The 23,020-nt window shown below is 39.2% G+C and carries 23 protein-coding genes; 19 read left to right on the forward strand and 4 right to left on the reverse strand.

The features are described 5' to 3' along the window. A complete protein-coding gene (locus ACTD55_RS14890; protein ID WP_438865132.1) occupies positions 1 to 402 on the forward strand; it encodes a DUF4398 domain-containing protein in 402 nt (133 codons plus the stop codon). Further along, entirely contained in the window at positions 399 to 1,313 is a 915-nt protein-coding gene (locus ACTD55_RS14895) for an OmpA family protein (protein WP_438865133.1), read from the forward strand. The genes ACTD55_RS14890 and ACTD55_RS14895 overlap by 4 nt, the downstream gene beginning before the upstream one ends. Before the next feature lie 252 nt (positions 1,314 to 1,565). Here ACTD55_RS14895 and gyrB read toward each other — a convergent pair whose 3' ends face one another. From gyrB to dnaA, 4 genes are read right to left on the reverse strand one after another with little or no spacing between them, the layout of a single operon-like run. Next, positions 1,566 to 3,986: a DNA topoisomerase (ATP-hydrolyzing) subunit B gene (gene gyrB, locus ACTD55_RS14900; protein ID WP_438865134.1), complete on the reverse strand. Its 2,421-nt coding sequence runs from the start codon at positions 3,984 to 3,986 to the stop codon at positions 1,566 to 1,568. Next, complete coding sequence (gene recF / locus ACTD55_RS14905; RefSeq protein WP_438865185.1) at positions 3,979 to 5,085, reverse strand: DNA replication/repair protein RecF; 1,107 nt, start codon at positions 5,083 to 5,085, stop codon at positions 3,979 to 3,981. Before recF ends, gyrB begins: the two co-directional genes overlap by 8 nt. Positions 5,086 to 5,136: 51 nt before the next feature. Next, complete coding sequence (gene dnaN / locus ACTD55_RS14910) at positions 5,137 to 6,237, reverse strand: DNA polymerase III subunit beta (RefSeq protein ID WP_438865135.1); 1,101 nt, start codon at positions 6,235 to 6,237, stop codon at positions 5,137 to 5,139. Between the two features lie 25 nt (positions 6,238 to 6,262). Then, the gene (gene dnaA, locus ACTD55_RS14915) at positions 6,263 to 7,636 is read right to left on the reverse strand and encodes a chromosomal replication initiator protein DnaA (protein ID WP_438865136.1); all 1,374 of its coding nucleotides are present in this window, start codon (positions 7,634 to 7,636) and stop codon (positions 6,263 to 6,265) included. 518 nt (positions 7,637 to 8,154) lie between these two features. Between dnaA and rpmH the strand changes: the two genes are divergently transcribed. The 17 genes from rpmH to atpE all read left to right on the forward strand — a co-directional run bounded on the left by rpmH (position 8,155) and on the right by atpE (position 23,017). After that, a complete protein-coding gene (rpmH, locus tag ACTD55_RS14920; RefSeq protein ID WP_186507167.1) occupies positions 8,155 to 8,289 on the forward strand; it encodes a 50S ribosomal protein L34 in 135 nt (44 codons plus the stop codon). Between the two features lie 14 nt (positions 8,290 to 8,303). Next, positions 8,304 to 8,672, forward strand: coding sequence for a ribonuclease P protein component (rnpA, locus tag ACTD55_RS14925; RefSeq protein WP_438865137.1), 369 nt, complete (start codon positions 8,304 to 8,306; stop codon positions 8,670 to 8,672). Continuing rightward, on the forward strand, positions 8,627 to 8,878 hold the full coding sequence (gene yidD / locus ACTD55_RS14930) for a membrane protein insertion efficiency factor YidD (protein WP_438865138.1): 252 nt from the start codon (positions 8,627 to 8,629) through the stop codon (positions 8,876 to 8,878). Before rnpA ends, yidD begins: the two co-directional genes overlap by 46 nt. A 5-nt stretch (positions 8,879 to 8,883) precedes the next feature. Continuing rightward, complete coding sequence (gene yidC, locus ACTD55_RS14935) at positions 8,884 to 10,536, forward strand: membrane protein insertase YidC (RefSeq protein ID WP_438865139.1); 1,653 nt, start codon at positions 8,884 to 8,886, stop codon at positions 10,534 to 10,536. A gap of 155 nt (positions 10,537 to 10,691) precedes the next feature. Next, the gene (locus tag ACTD55_RS14940; protein ID WP_438865140.1) at positions 10,692 to 11,174 is read left to right on the forward strand and encodes a YajQ family cyclic di-GMP-binding protein; all 483 of its coding nucleotides are present in this window, start codon (positions 10,692 to 10,694) and stop codon (positions 11,172 to 11,174) included. Further along, on the forward strand, positions 11,175 to 12,539 hold the full coding sequence (mnmE, locus tag ACTD55_RS14945) for a tRNA uridine-5-carboxymethylaminomethyl(34) synthesis GTPase MnmE (protein WP_438865141.1): 1,365 nt from the start codon (positions 11,175 to 11,177) through the stop codon (positions 12,537 to 12,539). It abuts the gene before it with no gap. 304 nt (positions 12,540 to 12,843) lie between these two features. After that, positions 12,844 to 14,430, forward strand: a complete 1,587-nt coding sequence (locus ACTD55_RS14950) for a diguanylate cyclase (protein ID WP_438865142.1) — start codon at positions 12,844 to 12,846, stop codon at positions 14,428 to 14,430. Between the two features lie 21 nt (positions 14,431 to 14,451). Further along, complete coding sequence (gene mioC, locus ACTD55_RS14955) at positions 14,452 to 14,913, forward strand: FMN-binding protein MioC (protein WP_438865143.1); 462 nt, start codon at positions 14,452 to 14,454, stop codon at positions 14,911 to 14,913. Positions 14,914 to 14,975: 62 nt separating this feature from the next. After that, positions 14,976 to 15,560 (forward strand): DnaT-like ssDNA-binding domain-containing protein, encoded by a 585-nt coding sequence (locus ACTD55_RS14960; RefSeq protein ID WP_438865144.1) that lies wholly within the window; start codon positions 14,976 to 14,978, stop codon positions 15,558 to 15,560. After that, positions 15,541 to 16,362: an ATP-binding protein gene (locus tag ACTD55_RS14965; RefSeq protein WP_438865145.1), complete on the forward strand. Its 822-nt coding sequence runs from the start codon at positions 15,541 to 15,543 to the stop codon at positions 16,360 to 16,362. Before ACTD55_RS14960 ends, ACTD55_RS14965 begins: the two co-directional genes overlap by 20 nt. A 699-nt stretch (positions 16,363 to 17,061) precedes the next feature. Beyond that, positions 17,062 to 18,963 (forward strand): tRNA uridine-5-carboxymethylaminomethyl(34) synthesis enzyme MnmG, encoded by a 1,902-nt coding sequence (gene mnmG / locus ACTD55_RS14970; protein WP_438865146.1) that lies wholly within the window; start codon positions 17,062 to 17,064, stop codon positions 18,961 to 18,963. Next, positions 18,963 to 19,601, forward strand: a complete 639-nt coding sequence (gene rsmG / locus ACTD55_RS14975; RefSeq protein ID WP_438865147.1) for a 16S rRNA (guanine(527)-N(7))-methyltransferase RsmG — start codon at positions 18,963 to 18,965, stop codon at positions 19,599 to 19,601. The genes mnmG and rsmG overlap by 1 nt, the downstream gene beginning before the upstream one ends. 35 nt (positions 19,602 to 19,636) lie before the next feature. After that, complete coding sequence (locus ACTD55_RS14980; protein WP_438865148.1) at positions 19,637 to 20,425, forward strand: ParA family protein; 789 nt, start codon at positions 19,637 to 19,639, stop codon at positions 20,423 to 20,425. Positions 20,426 to 20,438: 13 nt separating this feature from the next. Continuing rightward, positions 20,439 to 21,314 carry a ParB/RepB/Spo0J family partition protein gene (locus tag ACTD55_RS14985; RefSeq protein WP_438865149.1) on the forward strand — a complete coding sequence of 292 codons (876 nt, stop codon included), beginning with the start codon at positions 20,439 to 20,441 and terminating at the stop codon, positions 21,312 to 21,314. Positions 21,315 to 21,410: 96 nt separating this feature from the next. Continuing rightward, the gene (locus ACTD55_RS14990) at positions 21,411 to 21,797 is read left to right on the forward strand and encodes an ATP synthase subunit I (protein ID WP_438865150.1); all 387 of its coding nucleotides are present in this window, start codon (positions 21,411 to 21,413) and stop codon (positions 21,795 to 21,797) included. Between the two features lie 46 nt (positions 21,798 to 21,843). After that, positions 21,844 to 22,644, forward strand: a complete 801-nt coding sequence (gene atpB, locus ACTD55_RS14995) for a F0F1 ATP synthase subunit A (protein WP_438865151.1) — start codon at positions 21,844 to 21,846, stop codon at positions 22,642 to 22,644. 124 nt (positions 22,645 to 22,768) lie between these two features. Then, a complete protein-coding gene (gene atpE / locus ACTD55_RS15000) occupies positions 22,769 to 23,017 on the forward strand; it encodes a F0F1 ATP synthase subunit C (RefSeq protein ID WP_006994918.1) in 249 nt (82 codons plus the stop codon). Positions 23,018 to 23,020: the final 3 nt, after the last annotated feature.

The raw sequence follows: 23,020 nt of genomic DNA on the forward strand, positions 1-23,020 counted from the left end.
ATGCAATTATCATATACCCAGCCATCACATCATCCTTGGTCCATTATCGTTATTAGCTGCTTGTTGTTGCTAACTAATGGGTGTGCCAGTAATAAAAAGCCGCCCACCGAATCCGTCTGGGCGGCAGAGCAAGCGATCGACAATGCGCAGCGGGCTCGTGTTAGCCAATATGCGGCAGCGGAATTGATGCAAGCCAGAGAAATACTCAATCGCGCTCGTCAATCCATTAGTCAAAATGACATGGTTAATGCAGATCGCCTGGCGCAACAATCAGAAGTGACGGCTCAACTGGCTTTTGCCCGAGCAGAACTGGTCAAATCACAACAAATCAATGCTGAAATGTATAAGAGCATTACTCAGTTAGAGCAAGAAATACAACGTAACGAGGGGATAACCCCATGAATATTAACAAAATAATAAAACCAGCTTTGTTTATATCAGCGAGCATTTTTATAACAGCCTGTACAACGGTGCCAGCCAGATTTGCCGGTGCAGATGCCGCGAGGGAGCGACTAAATGCGTTGGAAAGTAATACTAAACTGGCGGATCAGGCACCGATGGCCATGGAAGATGCACGCCAAGCCGTGCTCAGTGCAGAACAGTCACACAAAGAACCAGGTCTTTCTGAACATCTTGTCTTTATTGCCGAACGCAAAGTTGATATTGCCGAAACAGAATCTCAACGACGATATTTGGAAGAGCAGCGTAGTGAGCTCAAAACGAAGCGAGATAATATGCAATTAAATGCTCGAACAGAGGAATCTAGAAGGGCCAAAATCTCTGCAAATCAAGCACAACAAAATGCGCTACAAGCACAGGAACGGGCAGCTAAATCTCAACAGGATACGGCCAAAGCCCAACAAGACTTAAACACTGCAGAAGAAAAAACAGCTAAAACACAACAGCAGTTAAAGGATATGCAACAACAGCTTGCCGAATTAAATGCTCACAATACACTTAGGGGAGCAGTGGTTACCTTGGGTGATTTATTGTTTGATTTCAATAAGTCAGAAATCAAACCCGGGGCCATTTCACACTTAACCAAACTAGCCAGTTTTCTTAACCAAAACACCGATCGCAATGTCACGATCGAGGGGCATACTGATAATGTGGGAGCAGATGATGTTAACCAGCTTCTTTCACAACAACGTGCTGAGGCAGTTAAAAATTATTTGCTAAGCCAAGGTGTTGCCGAACAACGTTTGCAAGCCTTAGGAAAAGGTTCGTTATTGCCTGTTACGGATAACAGCACAGCCTTAAAAAGGCAACAGAATAGACGAGTAGAAGTTATTATTAGTAATCCTGTTACTTAACATAAACCTTGCACAAGTTGGTTATGGTTCCACTAAACCATAGCCTTCAATATTAAAGCTTATGTGATTATGATTAATCTGGAGTATCAATTAGTGGGTGTAATGGAAATGAAATGCGTCTTGATAGAACCATAGCCATTGCAATAACAACACTAAAATAGCCAATAAAAACATATAGTTATAGTTATTTTATCTTATAAAAAAGGCTATTCCATTACTGGAATAGCCTTTATATTATTGGTTTATAATTTACTAAACATCTAGATTAGCAACTCGTAAAGCATTTTCTTCAATAAATGCTCTACGGGGTTCAACATGATCACCCATTAACGTGGTAAACAATAAGTCAGCACCGATCGCATCTTCAATTTTGACTTGCAACATTCTACGAGATTCAGGATCCATAGTCGTTTCCCACAATTGACTTGGGTTCATTTCCCCTAGCCCTTTATAGCGCTGAATATATTGCCCTTTCTTGGACTCTGCCATTAACCAGTCTAGTGCTTCGACAAAATAGTTAATCGGTTTAACTTTTTCGCCACGCTTAACATATCCACCTTCTTCAATTAGACCATTGATGGTTTTGTTCAATTCAACTATTCGCTTGTATTCCGTTGAATCAATAAAATCATGATCGAGTCGATATTCGGTATCTATACCATGTTGTCTAACAATAATGCAGACATAGTAATTGTGTCGCTCTTTATCTTCTCTAATTTCATGGCGATACAATGCACCATCCACTTCATGTTCTTGTAGAGCAGAAATGAATTGTTGCCCAACACTCTCCAGTTTTTCCTGATTGGAAAGGTCCGCTATATCCAATATATCGTTATAGATCATCCGAATTAACAGATTTTTCGGCATCATACGGCTTATTCTATCGATCATGGCGAAAGTTGATTGATATTGTTTAACCATAGCTTCTAATGCAACACCAGAAATCGCCGGTGCCGTTTCATTAACATGCAATGAAGCGCCATCTAGTGCAATGCTGGTCAAATGCTCGGTTAAAGCCGGATCATCTTTAAGATATTGCTCTTGCTTACCTTTTTTAATTTTATACAAAGGTGGTTGAGCGATATAAATATAACCTCTCTCTATTATTTCCGGCATTTGACGATAAAAGAAGGTGAGCAACAATGTACGTATATGCGATCCGTCTACGTCCGCATCCGTCATAATAATGATTCGATGATAACGTAATTTTTCCGGATTATATTCATCTCGACCAATCCCGCACCCCAGTGCGGTAATTAGTGTGGCTACCTCTTGTGAAGATAGCATCTTATCGAAACGCGCTTTTTCTACGTTAAGAATTTTACCCTTAAGCGGCAATATGGCCTGATTTTTTCGATTCCGTCCCTGCTTGGCAGAACCGCCAGCAGAGTCCCCTTCCACAATATAAAGTTCCGAAAGTGACGGATCTTTTTCCTGGCAGTCAGCCAATTTTCCCGGTAAACCGGCAAGGTCCAACGCCCCTTTGCGACGGGTCATATCACGCGCTTTTCTTGCCGCTTCCCTGGCTCTGGCAGCATCAATAATTTTTCCAACAATAATCTTAGCTTCTACCGGGTTTTCTAATAGAAACTCATTTAGACGCTCGCCCATCGCCGATTCAACAGCGGACTTTATTTCTGAAGACACAAGCTTATCTTTGGTTTGCGAAGAGAACTTGGGGTCAGGTACTTTAACAGAAACAACCGCGGTTAATCCTTCACGCGCATCATCACCCGTTGCTGTAGATTTCTCTTTCTTGTTCATACCTTCTTTTTCCATAAAGGTATTAAGTGTCCGAGTTAACGCGGAGCGGAATCCAGCAAGGTGAGTTCCGCCATCACGTTGAGGTATATTGTTAGTAAAACAGAAAATATTTTCTTGAAATCCATCATTCCATTGCATTGACACTTCGACGGAAACACCATCTTCACGATCAACAGAAAGGTGAAATACTTTTTGGTGAACGGGATTTTTATTCTGATTTAGATATTCAACGAAGGCTTTAATACCACCCTCATATTTGAAATGATCGCTTTTACCACTGCGCTCATCGACTAATTTTATCGAAACACCTGAGTTCAAAAAGGATAATTCACGTAATCGCTTAGCTAAAATATCATAGTGAAATTCAATATTAGTGAACGTCTCTTCACTCGGCCAAAAACGTATTGATGTACCAGAGGTCTCTGTTTCTCCCACTACCGCTAAAGGAGAAACCGGGTCACCCATACTATATTCTTGTTCGTGAATTTGGCCTCTACGACGGATTCTTAATTGCAATCTTTTCGACAGCGCGTTGACAACGGAAACACCAACACCGTGTAAGCCGCCTGAAACTTTATAGGAATTATCATCAAACTTTCCGCCTGCATGCAGTACGGTCATGATAACTTCTGCAGCCGAAACCCCTTCTTCTTCATGAATTTCAGTAGGAATCCCACGGCCATCATCTTTTACGGAAACGGAATTGTCACCATGAATAGTGACTACGATTTCATTACAATGACCGGCCAAAGCTTCATCAATTGAGTTATCGACAACCTCAAATACCATATGATGCAGGCCTGTTCCGTCATCAGTATCACCGATATACATCCCCGGACGTTTTCTAACAGCATCAAGTCCTTTTAAAACTTTAATACTGGACGAATCATAATTACCTTGTTCAGCCATTTATCGTTTTCTCCTCGTTCACTTGGCCTTGTTCCACGTGAAACATTTTTATGTTGCTTACATTATTCAAGAACGCAACTTGTTGTTTTTCTGTTGCAGTAATAAATATCTGCGCATTCGTTGCTAACAACTGCTGTATAAATAACTGCCTTTTCTCCGTATCCAGCTCTGCGGCAATATCGTCTAAAAGATAAATGCAGTGCAGATTTCGTTTATCAAAAAGCAATGTTGATTGGGCTATTTGCATAGCTGCAGTTAATACTCGCAATTGTCCTCTAGACAGTACTTCTTGTACGGCCCTAGAATCCACTCTAAGCCGCAAATCGGCTTTATGCGGCCCAACCGTTGTATAGCCATATAATTTGTCTTTATCGCTATTTTTGGTTAACGCCTGAGCTAGATCCAACCCTTTGTCCCAGCCCCTATAATACGCTATTTCGATAGAAAACTCAGGTAAGAATTGCTTAATTTGATGGTCAAAATAAGGTTTTATTGCATCAATATAGTCTTGGCGATACGACGATATTGCTTCGCCTGCCAGTTGCAATTGATGACGCCAATATTCTTCTTGCTTATGTTGCCCCTGGCTTTGTTTTAAAATGGCATTTCGTTGTTTTAGCAGCTTATTAAATAGTGAAATTTTATTTAAAAAAAGAGGTTCCACGTGGAACAATCCCCAATCCATATAACTCCGCCGCAATCCTGGCGAACCGATCAATAAGTCTGAGCTCTGCGGAGTAAAAATCTGCGTGGGCATTTTAAGCGCTAACGTAGAGATGCGCGTTTGTTTATCCCCATCTATTTTTATATCAATTACACCTTGCCTACTTCTTAAAATTCCAACTTTACTTACCTTATCTGCATCCACGCTATCTCTAAGCAATGAAAACAGGACAAACTTATCTTGTTGATCTGAAATAAGGCTTTGAAATTTATTTGTACGAAATGAACGGCCGTAACTCAAATAATGCAACGCTTCGAGAAAAGAGGTTTTGCCACTGCCGTTCTTTCCAACAAATAGATTTATGTTGTCAGAAAGTTGAATGGAAACGTTAGAGAGATTTCTAAATTGTTGTATCTGGACGCTGTCCAGTTTCATCACATTATGCAACTAGAATAATAAGAACAGGATCAAAATATCCGATGAGATCTATAATCTCATCGGCATAATAACGTACAAGACAGATTCGTCGCCAATATCTTCAATTAACGCACTACTGTTGGAATCTGCCATGGTCACTTTAACAACTTCGGAATTTAATGCATTTAATGCATCAATTAAATACGCCACGTTGAAACCGATTTCTAAATCGTCACCCTGATACTGAACATCTACAATTTCTTCCGCTTCTTCCTGTTCAGGGTTATTTGCGGTTATTTTCAATTCTGCGTTACTAAGGTTTAAACGAACACCTCGAAATTTTTCGTTAGATAAAATCGCTGCTCGCGAGAACGCGTTTTTAAGCAGGTTTTTATTCGCTTCAATGAACTTGTCACCGTCTTTAGGTAATACGCGACGATAATCAGGAAAACGACCATCGACCAATTTACTGGTAAAGATAAACGCACTGGAAAAAATACGAATATGATTTGAGCCAATCTGAACTTTTAAGGACTTATCACTATCGTCAATTAAACGTGAAATTTCTAACACACCCTTACGAGGTATAATCACTTGTTTACTGGGTAAATTAGAACTGTATTCAAGACGACACAGGGCCAAACGATGACCATCCGTAGCAACCGTTCTAATAACGGTATCCTCAGTTTCTAAAGATAAACCGTTCAAGTAATAACGCACGTCTTGTTGTGCCATGGCAAAATGAGTACTTTCAATAAGTTTTTTCAACTGTGACTGAGAAAGCTCAAATTCCACCTCTCCTTGCCAATCTTCCAGATTTGGATAATCAGCTGCCGACAAGGTAGATAAGGTAAATTTACTACGACCAGATTTTAAAATTGCACGACTATCTTCAACCGAAAAGATTAGTTCACTACCTTCTTGTAATCCCCGACAAATATCAAATAATTTTTTAGCCGGTACCGTGATTTCACCGTCTGTATAGTCTCCGGACAAACTGATATTAGAAATTAATTCAACCTCTAAATCCGTGCCGGTAAGCCATAGTGAGCCTTCACTCACTTTGATAAGGACGTTGGATAAAATAGGGAGTGTGTGACGACGCTCAACGGCACCTGACACCAATTGCAACGGTTGTAAGAAGTTTTCCCTGCTAATAGTAAATTTCATTGTTGCTACTCTTATTTATTCTTTTTTATGATGACAGTGTTCTTATCAAGTTTTGATAATCTTCTTTTATGTCGTGATTCTCATCGCGAAGCTGTACGATCTTGCGACACGCATGTAATACAGTTGTATGATCCCGCCCCCCAAATGCATCACCAATTTCCGGTAAGCTATGGTTAGTAAGCTCTTTAGCCAATGCCATAGCCACTTGTCTGGGCCTGGCAACACTTCGACTACGACGCTTTGACAGAATATCAGCAATTTTTATTTTGTAATACTCTGCGACCGTTTTTTGTATGTTATCGATAGTAACGAGTTTTTCCTGCAACGCCAAAAGATCTCTTAAGGCTTCGCGTACAAAGTCTATCGTAATTGGACGACCTGTGAAATTAGCATTTGCTATAACCCGATTTAACGCCCCTTCCAGTTCCCTGACATTGGAACGTAACCGCTTGGCAATAAAAAAGGCTACTTCATCCGGAAGATGTATTTTATTTTCCAAAGCCTTTCGCATCAGAATAGCCACGCGGGTTTCTAATTCAGGTGGTTCTACTGCAATTGTTAATCCCCAACCAAAGCGAGACTTGAGCCTGTCTTCAACACCATCAATTTCTTTGGGATACCGATCCGAAGTCAAAATAATTTGCTGGTTACCTTCCAGCAATGCGTTGAACGTATGAAAAAATTCTTCTTGTGAACGTTCTTTATTAGCAAAAAATTGAATATCATCAATTAATAACGCATCTACCGAACGGTAATAACGCTTAAACTCTTCAATAGCATTATTTTGCAGTGCTTTAACCATATCCTGAACAAAACGCTCAGAATGCATATACACCACTTTCGCGTCTTTCTTATTCTCTAATATGCCATTGCCCACAGCGTGCAATAAGTGAGTCTTACCTAATCCAGTGCCGCCATATATAAACAATGGGTTATAAGCACCACCTGGATTATCAGATACTTGACTGGCAGCGGCCCTGGCCAACTGATTGGATTTACCTTCAACGAAATTTTCAAACCGATAATTAAGATTAATATTACTTTTGTTTTGCCCAACCTTCATTTGAGTGGCGCTGGCAGTTTGGCTGCTGGGCGCTTTACCGGCGTTAACAACAGAACTAACACTTTTTTCTGTGGTTAAAATAGGCTCTTTTCTAACCGCCCCCGTGCCTATATCAAGTTTTAAAACCGGCGCATCGTTGCCACAAATTTCAGTAAACAAGGCTGTAATTTGACTGATATATTTATCTCTTACCCAGTCTAATACAAATCGATTGGGTGCAAATAAGGTCAATATTCCACCGTCTTGATCAGCGCGCAGCGGTCTTATCCACATGCTAAATTGTTGTGTTGGCAGTTCTTGTTGAAGCCTTTCCAGGCATTGATTCCACAGAGACATAATTATGCTAGTCCTATAGGCTTTCTTATGGTTAGAGCCTATTTATATAGAGAGAAAACCGATCCATCGATCGCAATATAGTTCAATCTCGAAAATTGAATTTCTATACTTGAGAGTACTAAATAGAGATTATCGCGCTATTTTATCCACAACTTCAATATTGATCTTTTTTATATTTATGCATTACCTGCATACTAACGCTATAATATTGATTTAATTAGCTTTTTAATTGTGGTTAAAAAGTTTTCAGATCACTGTTCATACATACAATAAAAACCATGGTGTATAAAAAGTGACTTAAAAATAAGATATTTACCTAAAATACCAATCAAATCTGTGAATAAAAATACATAACGATATAAGTTATTAACAATAATATATGAGTTTACCCTATTATTTGATTTATATTTTTGAACATAGATTGACTTATCCTGTTTCGATCTCTAGAATTCAGCGTCCTTTTTGAGCGCCTACAGTGTTCAATAGGTTTTATTAACGTTAAAGCAGCGGATTAGGTCATGAAAAGAACATTTCAACCAAGTAATTTAAAGCGTAAACGTTCACACGGCTTTCGTGCTCGTATGGCAACGAAAAATGGTCGTCAGGTTTTAGCGCGTCGCCGCGCCAAAGGCCGTGCTCGTTTATCAGCATAAACGCATTTGTCGAAGTGGGTGAAAATACTTTTTCTCGGGACGTGAGGTTACTCACTCCCACCCATTTCGGAAATGTATTTCAAGATGCAACTTCAGCTCCATCCCCCCAAATAACACTACTTGCAAAAACAAATCAACTCACCAACGCCAGATTGGGTATTACCATTGCTAAAAAAAGGGTAAAAAAAGCTCATGACAGAAATCGTATAAAGCGTATTATTCGTGAGAGTTTTCGCCACCATCAATCCGAACTAGGTAATATTGATATAGTCGTCATTGGTAAAAGTGGGCTGGATAACATGAGTAACCGGGAAATTTTTACACTCCTAGATAAATTATGGAAAAAAATATTTCGCCGCTGCAATCCTTCTTTATCAGTTTGATAAAGGGGTATCAACGCTGGCTGTCGCCCATAATGGGTCAACAGTGCCGTTTTCACCCAACTTGCTCTCATTACTCAATTGAAGCAATTAAAATCCATGGAAGTTGGATTGGGTGTTGGTTAACTGTTAAACGCATACTAAAATGCCAGCCTTTACATTCGGGGGGATTTGATCCCGTGCCACCTAAACAACGAGAAATGAAGTAAATATTATGGAATCCCAACGTAGTTTATTAGTAGTAGGTCTACTTTTTGTTAGTTTTTTATTGTGGCAACAATGGCAAATTGATTACAGCCCACAACCCGTGACCCCAGCTAACCCTATTACTCAAGATCAGCAACAACCTGACTTACATAGTGATGTGCCTGTTAGCCAAGACGTCCCTTCTTCTACAGTCGTTAACAAAACTGATTCATTAGCGAATGATGCCACTACTATCAGAGTAAGTACTGATACATTAGAGCTTTTGATTAATACCAAAGGTGGTGACATTGTTAGTGCCAACTTAAATGATTTTTCACTAACTCAAGGCTCAGACGAAAAATTTAGCTTACTTAGACCGAATCAAGCTGAATTATATATTGCCCAAAGTGGTTTAATTGGCGCAGATGGTCCAGATGCAAGCAAAGATGGCCGCCCTGTATACCAAACAACCGCACAATCTTATGTACTTAATGGCGAGGAACTTGTCGTTCCGTTAACCTGGCAATCTGAGAATGGTTTAAGCATTACCAAAAACTTTATTTTCCATGCTGGAAAACACAATATCGAAGTTAAATATGATATTCAAAACAATGGCACTTCTGCCGCTAATATCCAGCAATATGCGCAGTTAAAGCAATCTGTCGCCGGCAAGAAAAGCGGTGGCATGTTTATGCCAACTTATCGAGGCACTGCATACTCGACAGCCGAATCCCGCTACGAGAAATATACATTTGATGACGTAAATGAAGCTAATTTACGTAAAGTTACCCAAGGTGGTTGGGTCGCTATGTTAGAGCACTATTTTGTTTCGGCTTGGATCCCACCTGAACAACAACAAAACACGCTATTCAGTAAAAGTACTAACAATGGCGCGTTTGCCACTATAGGTTATACCAGTCAGCCAGTCGTAGTTGAACCAGGACAACAAACCAGTATCAGCAGTGAGTTATATCTTGGTCCTAAAAACCAGGATGCATTAGAGCATTTAGCTAAAGGTTTAGATTTAACCGTAGATTACGGGATCCTTTGGTGGATTTCCCAGCCTCTGTTTGCACTATTAAAGTTTATTCAAAGCTTTGTAGGAAACTGGGGGGTAGCTATCATTATTATCACCATTATCGTTAAAGGAGCCATGTATCCGTTAACCAAAGCCCAATATGTGTCTATGGGTAAGATGCGTGCCCTGCAACCTAAAATGGCAGCGTTAAAAGAACGTTATGGTGATGACAGACAGAAAATGTCACAGGGAATGATGGAGTTATACAAAAAGGAAAAGGTCAATCCAATGGGAGGCTGCTTCCCGTTAATTTTGCAAATGCCTATTTTCCTGGCGTTGTATTATGTTTTTCTTGAAAGCGTTGAATTCCGTCATGCCGGTTTCTTTTTATGGATAACTGACTTATCCGTACAAGATCCCTACTATGTATTACCTGTTCTGATGGGCGCGAGTATGTTCTTGTTACAAAAACTCAATCCCGCCACAGTACAAGATCCCATGCAGCAAAAAATCATGCAATGGATGCCTGTCGCAATGACCGTATTTTTCCTATGGTTCCCCGCTGGATTAGTATTGTACTGGTTAGTGAGCAACTTGATTACCATTACTCAAGCAAAAATTATTTATGCTGGTATGGAGAAAAAAGGGATTAAGATAAAATAGTCTAACTATTATTTTTATTGAGCCCACCTTTGGTGGGCTTTTTTATATGCCACCAACACAATGCTCGTTAGTTATCGCTGAATTAAGCAATTTGAAGTAGTTTGAGTATATAAATAGTAATCGATTATAATCATCACAAATAATTGGAGTATGTTATGCCTTCTTTTGACATTGTTTCTGAAATTGATTTGGTAGAAGTAAAAAATGCAGTAGACAACGCTAGCAGAGAACTGGATACCCGCTTTGACTTTAGGGGAGCAGAAGCCAGTTTTGAACTGAAAGATGGCGTGGTTACAATGACCACAGAGAGTGATTTTCAGCTGCAACAAATGAAAGATATATTGCGTGCAAAATGTGTAAAACGAAATATCGATGCCAATAGTCTCGAATCGCAAGAATTAGTCCGGGTTGGTAAATCATTCAAACAAAATATCGTGTTTAAACAAGGTATCGACCAACCAATGGCTAAGAAAATCATCGCCAAAATTAAAGAAGCCAAAATTAAAGTTCAAGCTTCAATACAAGGTGAACAACTTAGAGTAACAGGTAAAAAACGCGATGATTTGCAACAAGCTATGGCAATTATCAAACAAGCTGATCTAGGTCAGCCATTTCAATTTAATAATTTCCGCGATTAAATGCAAAACGAACAAACTATTGTTGCCCAAGCAACAGCTCCGGGTCGGGGTGGTGTTGGTATTATTCGTGTTTCAGGTCATATGGCGGCTTCAGTCGCCCAGCGGATACTAGGTAAAGTCCCCAAGACCCGTCAGGCAGAGTATTTAGCTTTTTATGACGCGAATAACACTACTCTGGATCAAGGTATTGCACTATTTTTCCAAGGTCCAAACTCTTTTACCGGAGAGGATGTATTGGAGTTGCAGGGGCATGGTGGTCAAGTTGTTCTGGATATGCTGCTCAAGACCATCTTGGAAGACAATAATATTCGTTTAGCCCGTCCTGGTGAGTTCAGTGAGCGGGCCTTTTTAAACGATAAACTCGATTTAGCCCAAGCAGAAGCCATCGCTGATCTTATCGATGCCAGTTCGGAACAGGCGGCTCGTAGCGCATTACGATCCTTGCAAGGTGAGTTTTCATTGCACATCAATCAGCTTGTGGAAATGACTATTCATTTGCGTATGTATGTAGAAGCGGCTATCGATTTTCCTGATGAAGAAATCGACTTTCTTAGCGACGGTAAAGTACTTAACGATCTGCAACACATCATTCAACATCTGCAACAGGTTCAACAGCAAGCCAAACAAGGTAGTATTCTGCGTGAAGGTATGCGAGTCGTCATTGCTGGGCGACCCAATGCCGGTAAATCCAGTTTACTAAATGCCCTGGCAGGACGCGAAGCTGCCATTGTTACCGATATTGCAGGCACCACTCGAGACGTATTAAAAGAACATATCCATATCGACGGCATGCCATTGCATATTATTGATACTGCCGGACTTCGGGAAAGTCACGACAAAGTGGAACAAATTGGTATTGAGCGCGCGTGGCAAGAAATTGAACAAGCAGACCGGGTATTATTTATGCTCGACAGCACTGAAACCGATGCCACCGATCCCCATGATATTTGGCCGGATTTTGTCGATCGTTTACCCGATAATATGAAAATGACCGTTATTCGTAACAAGGCCGATCTTTCCGGTGAGACTATCCAGCAAACGACTTTTAATCATTATCCCGTGCTACATATATCCGCAAGTAACAAGCAAGGTATTGATTTGCTCGCACAACATTTAAAAGACTGTATGGGTTTTGAAGCCAAAACAGAAGGGCAGTTTATCGCACGACGCAGACATCTTGATGCACTGGATAAAGCTGCGGAACATCTGCAAACTGGGCAACTACAATTAGAAAATAATCTGGCTGGTGAACTGTTAGCGGAAGAATTACGTTTAGCTCAACAACACTTAAATGAGATTACCGGTGAATTCAGTTCCGATGACTTACTGGGTAAAATATTCTCTTCGTTTTGTATTGGTAAATAGCCTCACTACTCCAAATAAGCGATAAACTATTATAAAAATAGCTGTATATGTCGTCAGCATAGAGCAGCCAGGATCAAGTAGCATGAAGTACGGCCGTTCAATTATTTTATTGTTTATGCTAGTCATCTGTTCGGTGGCACGTGCACAAAATCCTCTTTTGCCCAGTTTAAACTTAAGTAACGTTAATCACGTTAATGTTGCTGATAAAATAGCCTATTACCAGTTAGACCAACAGACTATCCCCAGCACCAGAAACGAATTGGCTAAATGGATAATGGCGCTCACTCCACACCATTCAACCAAATTGAATGGTGATCGTTATATTGCCGCTTTCACTTTGCATAATGATACAAAACAAGAAAACTGGTTTATCTATCCATATGGTTCGGTAATAGAAAATATCCACATAATCACTTACGGATCAGAGGCTACAACTGTTGGTATATCGGGTTACAACCACCGTAATAAAGTAAATTATCATTATGGCGATGAAGTCTATATCCCTGCTGGAAAAAGCCGGGACATCGTCATACTGTTCGATAGCCAGTTCTTCTTTGCCCCAATCAAACTGGTTGTAGCACCCCAACAGCAAATGGAACCGGAACTGCAGTTGGAAAACACACTGTTACTGCTCTGTCTGGGAGTTTGTATTGCACTAGGTTTATATAATCTATTTCTTTATATCGGTAGCAGACAACGCGTTTATATTTTCTACGCATTTGCTACATTAAGTTACGCATGGGGTTGGGCTCATGTATTTGGCGTAATAGAAAATATTACCCACCAGCAATACCCTAATTTATTAATGCTTCCCTATAATTTGGGTGCGCTGTTTTCCTGCTATTTCACGATTGAATTTTTACAATTAAAACGGCGGGCACCTCGGCTTTACAAATTATTAATTTTCAATGCCATCTTTGCTGCCATTGCCTGCCCACTGTCAATCGCGAGTCCAGCTAATGGATTAATATTAGCCTCTATCAGTACCAGTATTGTGCTGATATTAGGCTTATATGCAGGCATTGCTTCCTGGCGAAAGGGGTTTTCGCCAGCCAAATATTTCGTTATCGCATTTATGTGTGTTGTATTGCCCAATATCGTAGGCAATTTAATGAATTTGGGCATATTGCCCGGACTGAACGTCAATATTTATTTATTGGGTTTAATCGGCAACACCATGGATAGCTTGTTGTTAGCATTTGCGGTTGCAAACAAAGTAGATGTACTTAATTTGAAAAACAACCAGCTAACTCTGGAGTTAGAAAATAAAATCAAAGAATTACATTTACTTAATTCAACATTGGAACAAAAAGTAGAGGAACGTACTACTGATCTGCAAAAACAAAAACATAAAGCAGAACAAGCAGCAAAATTATTAGAACACCTGGCCAATATTGATCCTGTAACCCAAATAGCTAACCGACGTCGCTTCAATGAGGTATTAGCCCTAGAATGGCGAAATGCTCTTAGAAATAAGTCATGCCTATCAATTATTATGGTCGACATCGATAATTTTAAACAATACAACGATCATTATGGTCATGCGGCAGGAGATGAAGTTTTACAGAAAGTGGCGGATGTATTGCGCCAGCAATTAAAACGTCCTAAAGATCTGGTTGCTCGATTTGGTGGTGAAGAATTTATAATTATTCTGCCCGACATTGACAAACAAGGCGGCTTTGAACTTATGCAACAATGTTGTCATGCCATTGAAAACCTGAACATTAAGAATCCAATTAATAACACTAATAGCGTTATTACTATTAGTGTTGGTGGAACAAGCTGTATCGTTGATAATTCAATTCAGAGCGAAACATTACTAAAAATTGCGGATGACATGATGTATCAAGCCAAAAAACTCGGCAAGAACAACGTTGTATGGTCCACATAAGCAGCAATAGCGGGAAATAACATGCAAGTTGAAATTATTGTCGGCTCAATGTTGGGAGCCAGTGAATATGTAGCCGACGCATTAGCAGCTAAACTGGAAACGCTAGGAATTGCCAGCGAAATTCATTTGCAACCAGATACGCAACAACTGGATCAGAATAAATTATGGTGTATCTGCACCTCTACTCACGGAGCGGGAGATTTACCTGACAATATCCAACCTTTTGCAGAACAATTAAAACAGCAGCAGTTACCCCAGGTTCATTATATAATTGTTGGCTTAGGCGACAGTAGTTACGATACGTTTTGTCAGGGGGGTAAAAAAATGCATCAATTGATGCAGTCAGCCAATGCGATATTATTAACGGATCCGTTATATATTGATGTGCTTCACCACCCTATTCCTGAAGATGAAGCAGAAGCCTGGTTAGAAAACTTATTTAACCAACCTGACTTTAAACAACAAATTCACTCTTTATGCTAAATCAATCTGAACTAAACGCGTTAAAACAATCTGTTAGCAACGAAGCAAGAGTTCTTTATTTCATGGGTTTACGCAATAGCGTAGATGAAAAAAGCGGAACCACTTCGCCACTAAATTACAATCAGTTGAAAGATCTACTAAATGGTAAAACTGAAATAATTAGTTTAGGCCGACAAATTAATGCGCTAATCAAAGAATTAGTCGATGTTGGATTAGTTAATTACACCGAGATACAGCAAGAAAATCATAGTCTTAACGGCAAGCAATTATTACTTCCCCTAGTAGCGACACAAAACAATGATTATCAAAACTTGCATATGCAATGGCAATCTATGCGCCCAGATTGGCAACCTAATAACATTTTATTTAATCAACTGGCTAGTCTGGTAGGTATTATTGAAAAAGCCTATAGTGATGATGAGCTAGGTGAGTTTATCGCCTATTGGTTAACTCGGCCTGAATCCAATTTTACTTTATTTCAATGGACTCAAAAATTTGTCCAACATTTAAAGAAAAAACGCTTAGCCTACAATAGCAAACCGCAAAAACGCGTAGGTAACCAATTAATAAATCCTAAAGCGGCATTAAAGGCCGACGAAAACGCCAAAAAGCTGGTGGAGAAATACAGTGCAAAGCATCAAAAATAAAATTGATCAATTAGCCAAAACACTGGGACGGAAACCTGTTGATGAACAGCCTGTCGATTACCAGAGTTTGCGGGCTGTATATGAGCAACAAGCTAATAACGATATTAAAAAATTACAGCTTCAAGCCAAAAAAGAACGTATTCATAATATTCATGGTCGTTCTGATTTAAATCCCAAGTGGACGTTTGACAATCTAGTCGAAGACAGTGATGACGTCATTGAAGCTATCAGTATTGCTAAATCTTTTATTGCCGCTCACGACGATGTTGACTGGCGTCAAAGTGGCTCACATATGATGATATTTTATGGTGATTACGGCCGTGGAAAATCACATATAGCAGGTGCAATCGCCCATGAACTCATCGATCAATATGAAATTTCGGTATTGTACCGCCAACTGTCAACCTTACTGGAAATGCGTTTCTCATCTTTTGATTACAATGCACAAGACAATATTGGTGAAAAGTTTCGTGAAGTAAATCAAGAATTATTAAACGTTGATTTACTCATTCTTGACGAAGTTTGTGTAAATGAAACCATTTTGAAAAAAAATACCCAGAGCTGGTTAGGAAATCTGTTACGTCAACGTCTGGTTAACCATAAAAACTGTATATTAATAACTAACCATAATTTGGCTGAACTGGAAAATGCATTAGGTCATTATTGTTTCGAATCAATCAAAGAATATGATACTTATCGAGTCCAGTTTTCAGGCCCTAGCAGACGTAAAACCCTGGCAACAGAGGCAGAAGAAACTGCATACAGCAACACTAACGCTTATCACCCAAATCAAATTAAATAAATTCCCATCCCCTATTTATAGATAAAGTTTGTCTGCAACAAGGATCTATATTGAATAGATCCTGCTTTCTTTTTCCTCGATTTAAACATCAATTAACCGGACCAGTCACTCAGCAACAGATTATTTTAGATTAAAAAGACAAACTTCACTTGATAGGTTATTGATTAACATGGCCAATCCTTGAGTGGATCTGTGTACAAAATAATAACTAATTATGACGAGTAAAAAACAGTTAGTATTGGCTTAAAATAACTTTTAAAACAGTTAGTTATAACTGATTTATTATTTACCTAATTTTTATTGATCACAATTTACACACAGTTAGATCACTGGAAATAAATAATTGTGTATAACTTAGTGAATAACCTATTATTTAAGTATTATTATCCACTTTATAAAATTATTTAAATATTCATCTGTGGATAAAATAGTGAGTTATCCCCATGATTTGAGTATGTTATTTGATCAATACCAACAACTTAAATTTTATATAAATAACTGTTTTATATGAATTTAATCAACTTATACATGATATACGGTTGCTTAATAGTAGTAATAGTAAGTAAAAGATCTATATAGATCTTATATTAATTAAGATCTCTAAAAACAATATTGCTCGAATTTTAATCGTTTCAATAACAACAGAAAATCTATAGAATATGCGCCCCCGATTTTGCCGGGTTAAACATTGAGGTAGGTATGCTTTACGAACAACAATTTGATGTCATTGTTATTGGTGGTGGCCATGCAGGAACTGAAGCTGCATTAGCGTCAGCCAGAATGGGTTCAAACACATTATTGCTTACCCACAATATTGAAACTCTTGGACAAATGTCCTGTAATCCGGCAATTGGTGGTATAGGTAAAGGACATTTGGTCAAAGAAATTGATGCTTTAGGTGGTGTAATGGCACAAGCCATTGACCATGGTGGTATTCAATTTCGTACATTAAATTCCAGTAAAGGCCCAGCGGTTAGAGCGACTAGAGCCCAAGCCGATAGAACCTTATATAAAAACTTTGTACGTCAGGTACTGGAAAATCAACCTAATCTAACCTTATTTCAACAATCATGTGATGATTTGATAGTAGAAAATCATCGTGTTACCGGCGTCGTTACCCAAATGGGATTAAAGTTTAAAGCCAAAACCGTGGTTTTGACGGTAGGAACATTTTTGGGTGGTGTTATTCATATTGGATTGGATAATTATCAAGGAGGACGAGCTGGCGATCCTCCTTCAAATGCTCTGGCACAACGCTTACGCGCTTTACCCTTTAGAACGGATAGGTTAAAAACCGGTACCCCGGCCCGATTAGATGCGCGTACATTAGATTTTTCAGTCATGCAGGAACAAGCAGGTGATAATCCAGTTCCGGTATTTTCTTTTATGGGAAAAGCAGAACATCATCCTCGTCAAATTTCCTGCTATATCACGCATACCAATGAAAAAACTCACGATATTATCCGTGGTGGGCTAGATCGATCGCCCATGTATACTGGCGTAATAGAAGGAATTGGACCAAGATATTGTCCGTCTATTGAAGATAAAATTAATCGTTTTGCGGATAAAACGTCACACCAAATTTTTGTTGAGCCCGAAGGGCTTAACAGTATTGAAGTGTATCCAAATGGTATTTCAACCAGTCTTCCTTTTGATGTACAAATGGCATTAGTACGTTCGATAAAAGGTTTTGAAAATGCGCATATTATTCGTCCTGGTTATGCTATTGAATATGACTTTTTTGATCCGAGAGATTTAAAGCAATCGCTTGAAACCAAATTTATAGAAGGATTATTTTTCGCTGGCCAAATTAATGGCACAACAGGTTATGAAGAAGCCGGTGCGCAAGGATTAATTGCCGGAATGAATGCGTCATTACAATCTCAAAATAAAGAAAGTTGGACGCCTCGTCGAGATGAGGCATACATGGGCGTGTTAATTGACGATTTATCCACCATGGGGACTAAAGAACCCTATCGAATGTTTACTAGTAGAGCTGAATATCGATTATTACTGCGAGAAGATAATGCCGATATTCGTTTAACTGGCAAAGGACGAGAATTAGGTTTGGTCGATGATGCAAGATGGCAGGCATTCAATCAAAAGCTCGAGGCAATTGAGTTAGAAAAGCAACGTTTGAAATCAACTTGGGTGTCGCCTTCACATGTGGCAGCAGAAGCATTAAATCCGAGCTTGAAAAACCCGATTACCAAAGAAAATTCGCTGGAAGAATTGTTGCGTCGTCCCGAAATGACCTATGAGAAATTGATGCAGATTGAATCATTAGGGCCGGGGTTAGAAAATAAGCAAGCGGCAGAACAAATTGAAATCCAGACTAAATATGCTGGATATATTGAACGTCAATATGATGAAATAGCGCGCACTTTACGTAATGAAAATACCTTATTACCGATGGATTTTGATTACAGCAAAATTTCAGGTTTATCCAATGAAGTGGTAGCTAAATTAACTGATGCCAGACCAGAAACCATTGGTAAAGCATCACGGATTTCAGGTATTACTCCAGCTGCGATTTCTTTGCTATTGGTGTATTTGAAAAAACAGGGTTTGTTACGCAAAGAATCGAGAAACATAGCCTGATGATACAACCTGATCCCGCTTTACTTGCTCAATTACAAAAATGGGTTGAGCAAACAAAAATAACAGTTAGTCAGCAACAGTTGCAGCAATTAGTTTGCTTTGTGCAGTTAATTGATAAGTGGAATAAAGCCTATAATTTAACTTCTGTTCGTGATCCAATGCAGATGTTAAGCAAACATATCCTTGATTCTATTGTTGTTGCCCCTGAACTGGATAAACAATCCTATATCGATGTCGGTACAGGACCTGGTTTACCTGGTATTCCACTAGCAATTATGTGCCCGGACAAACATTTTGTTTTACTTGATAGTTTAGGAAAACGAGTTCGTTTTATGAAACAAGCCGGTTATGAACTTGGCTTAAACAATATTCAACCGGTGCAGTCACGAGTAGAACAATACCAAAGCGATATTCGCTTTGATGGTGTCATTAGCCGTGCATTCGCCTCACTAAAAGATATGTTGCACTGGTGTCAGCATCTGGTAGATTCACAGGGGAATTTTTTAGCCCTGAAAGGCCAATATCCTCAACAGGAACTTAATGAATTATCATCTGAATTTAGTTTATTGCAGGCAATTAAACTGAATGTACCGGGTCTTGAGGGTGATCGTCATTTGATTAAAATAAGCAAAAAATAAAAATTATTGTACTCAACAACATTTGGATATTTATTTTGGGAAAGGTCATTGCAATAGCTAATCAGAAAGGTGGTGTAGGTAAAACGACCACTGCCGTTAACGTTGCCGCTTCCATGGCAGCGACCAGACGCAAAGTATTACTGATTGATCTTGATCCACAAGGCAATGCCACCATGGGCAGTGGTGTAGATAAATTTGATGTTGAATCAACCTGCTATGAATTACTCATTGAAGAAAAACCGGTTGATGAAGTTATCGTCAAAGAAACAAGCGGTAAATATCATCTTATTGCGGCTAATAGTGATGTCACTGCGGCAGAAATAAAATTAATGGAAGTGTTTGCCCGTGAATTACGTTTGCGTAATGCCTTGCAGCCCGTGCGTGATTACTATGATTATATTTTTATCGATTGCCCCCCTTCACTAAGTCAGTTAACGGTCAATGCGATGGCAGCTGCCGATTCAGTATTGGTTCCAATGCAATGTGAATATTATGCCTTGGAAGGATTAACCGCGTTAATGGATACTATTAGAAAATTAGCCTCGGTGGTTAACCCTGAACTAACAATTGAAGGTGTTTTGCGTACCATGTACGATCCGCGCAATAGATTGGCTAATGATGTTTCCGAACAGTTAAAACGTCACTTTGGCGCACAGGTATACCGTACTGTAATACCACGTAATGTCAGATTGGCAGAAGCACCCAGTTTTGGAACCCCAGCAATGTATTATGAAAAATCATCTACCGGTGCGAAAGCTTATCTGGCATTAGCCGGTGAGATTTTGCGTCGCGGAAAAACTAACCAAGCCACATCAACCAGTTAGAACTGAGGAAAACATGTCGACCAAAAAAAGAGGATTGGGTAGAGGCTTGGATGCATTGTTGGCAACCAGTCAACAGACCCGGAATGAAAAAAATACTCAACCGCTTGAAAATGGTGAATTACAAAAATTACCTATAGAATTTTTACAGCCTGGTAAATATCAGCCTCGTAAAGACATGTCTCCTGACGCATTGGAAGATTTAGCCTCGTCTATCCGATCACAAGGTATTATTCAGCCTATAGTGGTACGAAAGCTTTCTAACGATAAATATGAAATTATTGCCGGTGAACGCCGTTGGCGTGCATCGCAATTAGCTCATTTAGATGAGATTCCTTGTCTAATCAAAAATGTCCCCGATGAAGCAGCTGTTGCGATTGCCTTGATCGAAAATATTCAACGTGAAGATCTCAACGCAATGGAAGAAGCTCAAGCCTTGGATCGTTTATTAACAGAATTTGAATTAACCCATCAGGAAGTGGCTGAAGCGGTGGGTAAATCCCGAGCCAGCGTGACCAATTTATTACGTCTGAATAATCTTAACGAAGATGTTAAATTATTGTTAGAGTATGGTGATATTGAAATGGGCCATGCTCGGGCGTTGTTAGCATTAGAAGGTGAAAGTCAGCTTGAAGCTGCGCGCACAGTGGCTGGTAAAGGATTAACCGTTCGTGATACTGAAAATCTGGTGCGTAAAATTCTTGAACCTGCCAAGCAAAAAGAACAGCAAAAAGACGACCCGGATGTAAAAAGGCTGGAAACTAAATTATCTGAAAATCTGGGTGCTGCTGTATCTATTTCACACAATACCAAAGGCAAAGGGAAAATGGTGATTAATTACAGCAGTCTAGATGAGTTAGATGGTATATTAGCCCACTTTAAAATCAGTTAATAACTGAAATAGACTGGTCGGTTATCAGTTGTAAAAACTGCGTAAAACAGTATAATTCCGGCGCTTTTATTGAATTTAATGCACAAGAGGCCATTAATGGCACAAAATTTGGCCGGAACAGGGCGATTACTGGTCAGAAAAATTTTTTTATATCAGTGCATAACAGCACTGATTAGCGCCTTGATTTGTTTATTAATTTGGAATCAGCAACAAGCAGTTTCAATATTGGTAGGTGGCTTAATTTGTACATTTAGCCATTTTATTTTTGGCCTCATGGCATTTAGATATGCTGGAGGCAGCAAGAACAAACAGGTAGTAAAAAGTTTTAATCAAGGATTAAAACTGAAATTAGCATTGAGTATTATTTTTTTCGTTGTTGCGTTTCAATGGCTAAAATTACCTTTCCTGCCCTTATTGGCAGGTTATTTTTTAACACAAATTAGTCAATGGTTTTGTATTGCATATTCAAGTCACGAAAGTTGAATCGGGGCTGTAAAAAATTTTTAACTTTAAACAATTGGGATAGATGATGTCTGGAACTGGTGAAGAACAAACCATTAGTGGTTATATTCAGCACCACTTGACCAATGCAACGGTTGGGGAAGGTTTTTGGACCTTTCACATTGATACTCTTGCATGGTCTGTGGGCTTAGGACTTGTATTTCTATGGCTTTTCCGCTCAGTAGCAAAAACCGCTACTACAGGGGTGCCGGGAAAATGGCAAGCGTGCGTTGAACTTGTTATTGAATTCGTTGATTCAACCGTTAAAAGTACATTTCACGGCAAGAGTGCCTTGATTGCACCATTATCACTAACCATCTTTGTATGGGTATTGTTAATGAACTTGATGGATCTTATCCCGGTTGATTTCCTGCCATGGATAGCTCAGCAAATCGGTGGATTGATGGGATATGATCCTCATCATGTTTATATGAAAGTCGTCCCGACTACCGATGTAAATATGACTTTTGCCCTATCGATAGGTGTATTTTTACTGATGATCTTTTATTCGATAAAAATAAAAGGTTTTGGCGGGTTTATGAAAGAGCTTTATGCCCATCCTTTCAATACACCTTGGTTATACTGGTTTAACTTTATTTTGGAATTGGTGTCGCTGATCGCGAAACCTCTTTCATTGTCACTACGTTTATTCGGAAACTTATATGCGGGTGAATTAATCTTTATTTTGATTGCGGCAACCATCGGACTTTGGCAGTTGCCAATCCACTTTATCTGGGCGGCATTCCATTTACTGATAATTCCGTTACAAGCATTTATTTTCATGATGTTAACCATTGTTTATTTAAGCATGGCACATGAAGATCACTAATATAGTCTGGATAATTTAAGCACAATTTTATAAAGCCCCTATTAGGGCGGCAGGCAGGAAGCCTCAATTAGTAATTTTTAACAATTTTTTAAACTTTAACTTTAAACTTAGAAGGTGAAAATCAATGGAAATCTTAGGTAATCTTTATATCGCAGTAGGTATTTTGATCGGTCTTTGTGCATTAGGTCCTGCAATTGGCTTTGGTTTGTTAGGGGGTAAATTCCTTGAATCTGCTGCCCGTCAACCTGAATTAGCACCACAATTACAGGTGAAAATGTTTATCGTTGCGGGTCTTATCGATGCTATCGCGATGATCGGTGTGGCTATCGCTCTGTTCTTGTTGTTCGTTGAAAGCGCGAAATTTGCTGTATAAGCA

It is taken from the genome of Neptunicella sp. (assembly GCF_048268085.1).
GTDB lineage: Bacteria > Pseudomonadota > Gammaproteobacteria > Enterobacterales > Alteromonadaceae > Neptunicella.

Coding starts and splice junctions, on each gene's coding strand:
- ACTD55_RS14890 (WP_438865132.1), top strand. CDS start 1: ATGCAATTATCATATACCCAGCCATCACATCATCCTTGGTCCATTATC.
- yidC (WP_438865139.1), top strand. CDS start 8,884: ATGGAATCCCAACGTAGTTTATTAGTAGTAGGTCTACTTTTTGTTAGT.
- ACTD55_RS14960 (WP_438865144.1), top strand. CDS start 14,976: ATGGGTTTACGCAATAGCGTAGATGAAAAAAGCGGAACCACTTCGCCA.
- dnaA (WP_438865136.1), bottom strand. CDS start 7,636: ATGTCTCTGTGGAATCAATGCCTGGAAAGGCTTCAACAAGAACTGCCA.
- mioC (WP_438865143.1), top strand. CDS start 14,452: ATGCAAGTTGAAATTATTGTCGGCTCAATGTTGGGAGCCAGTGAATAT.
- yidD (WP_438865138.1), top strand. CDS start 8,627: ATGGAAAAAAATATTTCGCCGCTGCAATCCTTCTTTATCAGTTTGATA.
- mnmE (WP_438865141.1), top strand. CDS start 11,175: ATGCAAAACGAACAAACTATTGTTGCCCAAGCAACAGCTCCGGGTCGG.
- ACTD55_RS14940 (WP_438865140.1), top strand. CDS start 10,692: ATGCCTTCTTTTGACATTGTTTCTGAAATTGATTTGGTAGAAGTAAAA.
- rsmG (WP_438865147.1), top strand. CDS start 18,963: ATGATACAACCTGATCCCGCTTTACTTGCTCAATTACAAAAATGGGTT.
- rpmH (WP_186507167.1), top strand. CDS start 8,155: ATGAAAAGAACATTTCAACCAAGTAATTTAAAGCGTAAACGTTCACAC.
- atpE (WP_006994918.1), top strand. CDS start 22,769: ATGGAAATCTTAGGTAATCTTTATATCGCAGTAGGTATTTTGATCGGT.
- recF (WP_438865185.1), bottom strand. CDS start 5,085: ATGAAACTGGACAGCGTCCAGATACAACAATTTAGAAATCTCTCTAAC.
- ACTD55_RS14990 (WP_438865150.1), top strand. CDS start 21,411: ATGGCACAAAATTTGGCCGGAACAGGGCGATTACTGGTCAGAAAAATT.
- atpB (WP_438865151.1), top strand. CDS start 21,844: ATGTCTGGAACTGGTGAAGAACAAACCATTAGTGGTTATATTCAGCAC.
- mnmG (WP_438865146.1), top strand. CDS start 17,062: ATGCTTTACGAACAACAATTTGATGTCATTGTTATTGGTGGTGGCCAT.
- ACTD55_RS14895 (WP_438865133.1), top strand. CDS start 399: ATGAATATTAACAAAATAATAAAACCAGCTTTGTTTATATCAGCGAGC.
- dnaN (WP_438865135.1), bottom strand. CDS start 6,237: ATGAAATTTACTATTAGCAGGGAAAACTTCTTACAACCGTTGCAATTG.
- gyrB (WP_438865134.1), bottom strand. CDS start 3,986: ATGGCTGAACAAGGTAATTATGATTCGTCCAGTATTAAAGTTTTAAAA.
- ACTD55_RS14985 (WP_438865149.1), top strand. CDS start 20,439: ATGTCGACCAAAAAAAGAGGATTGGGTAGAGGCTTGGATGCATTGTTG.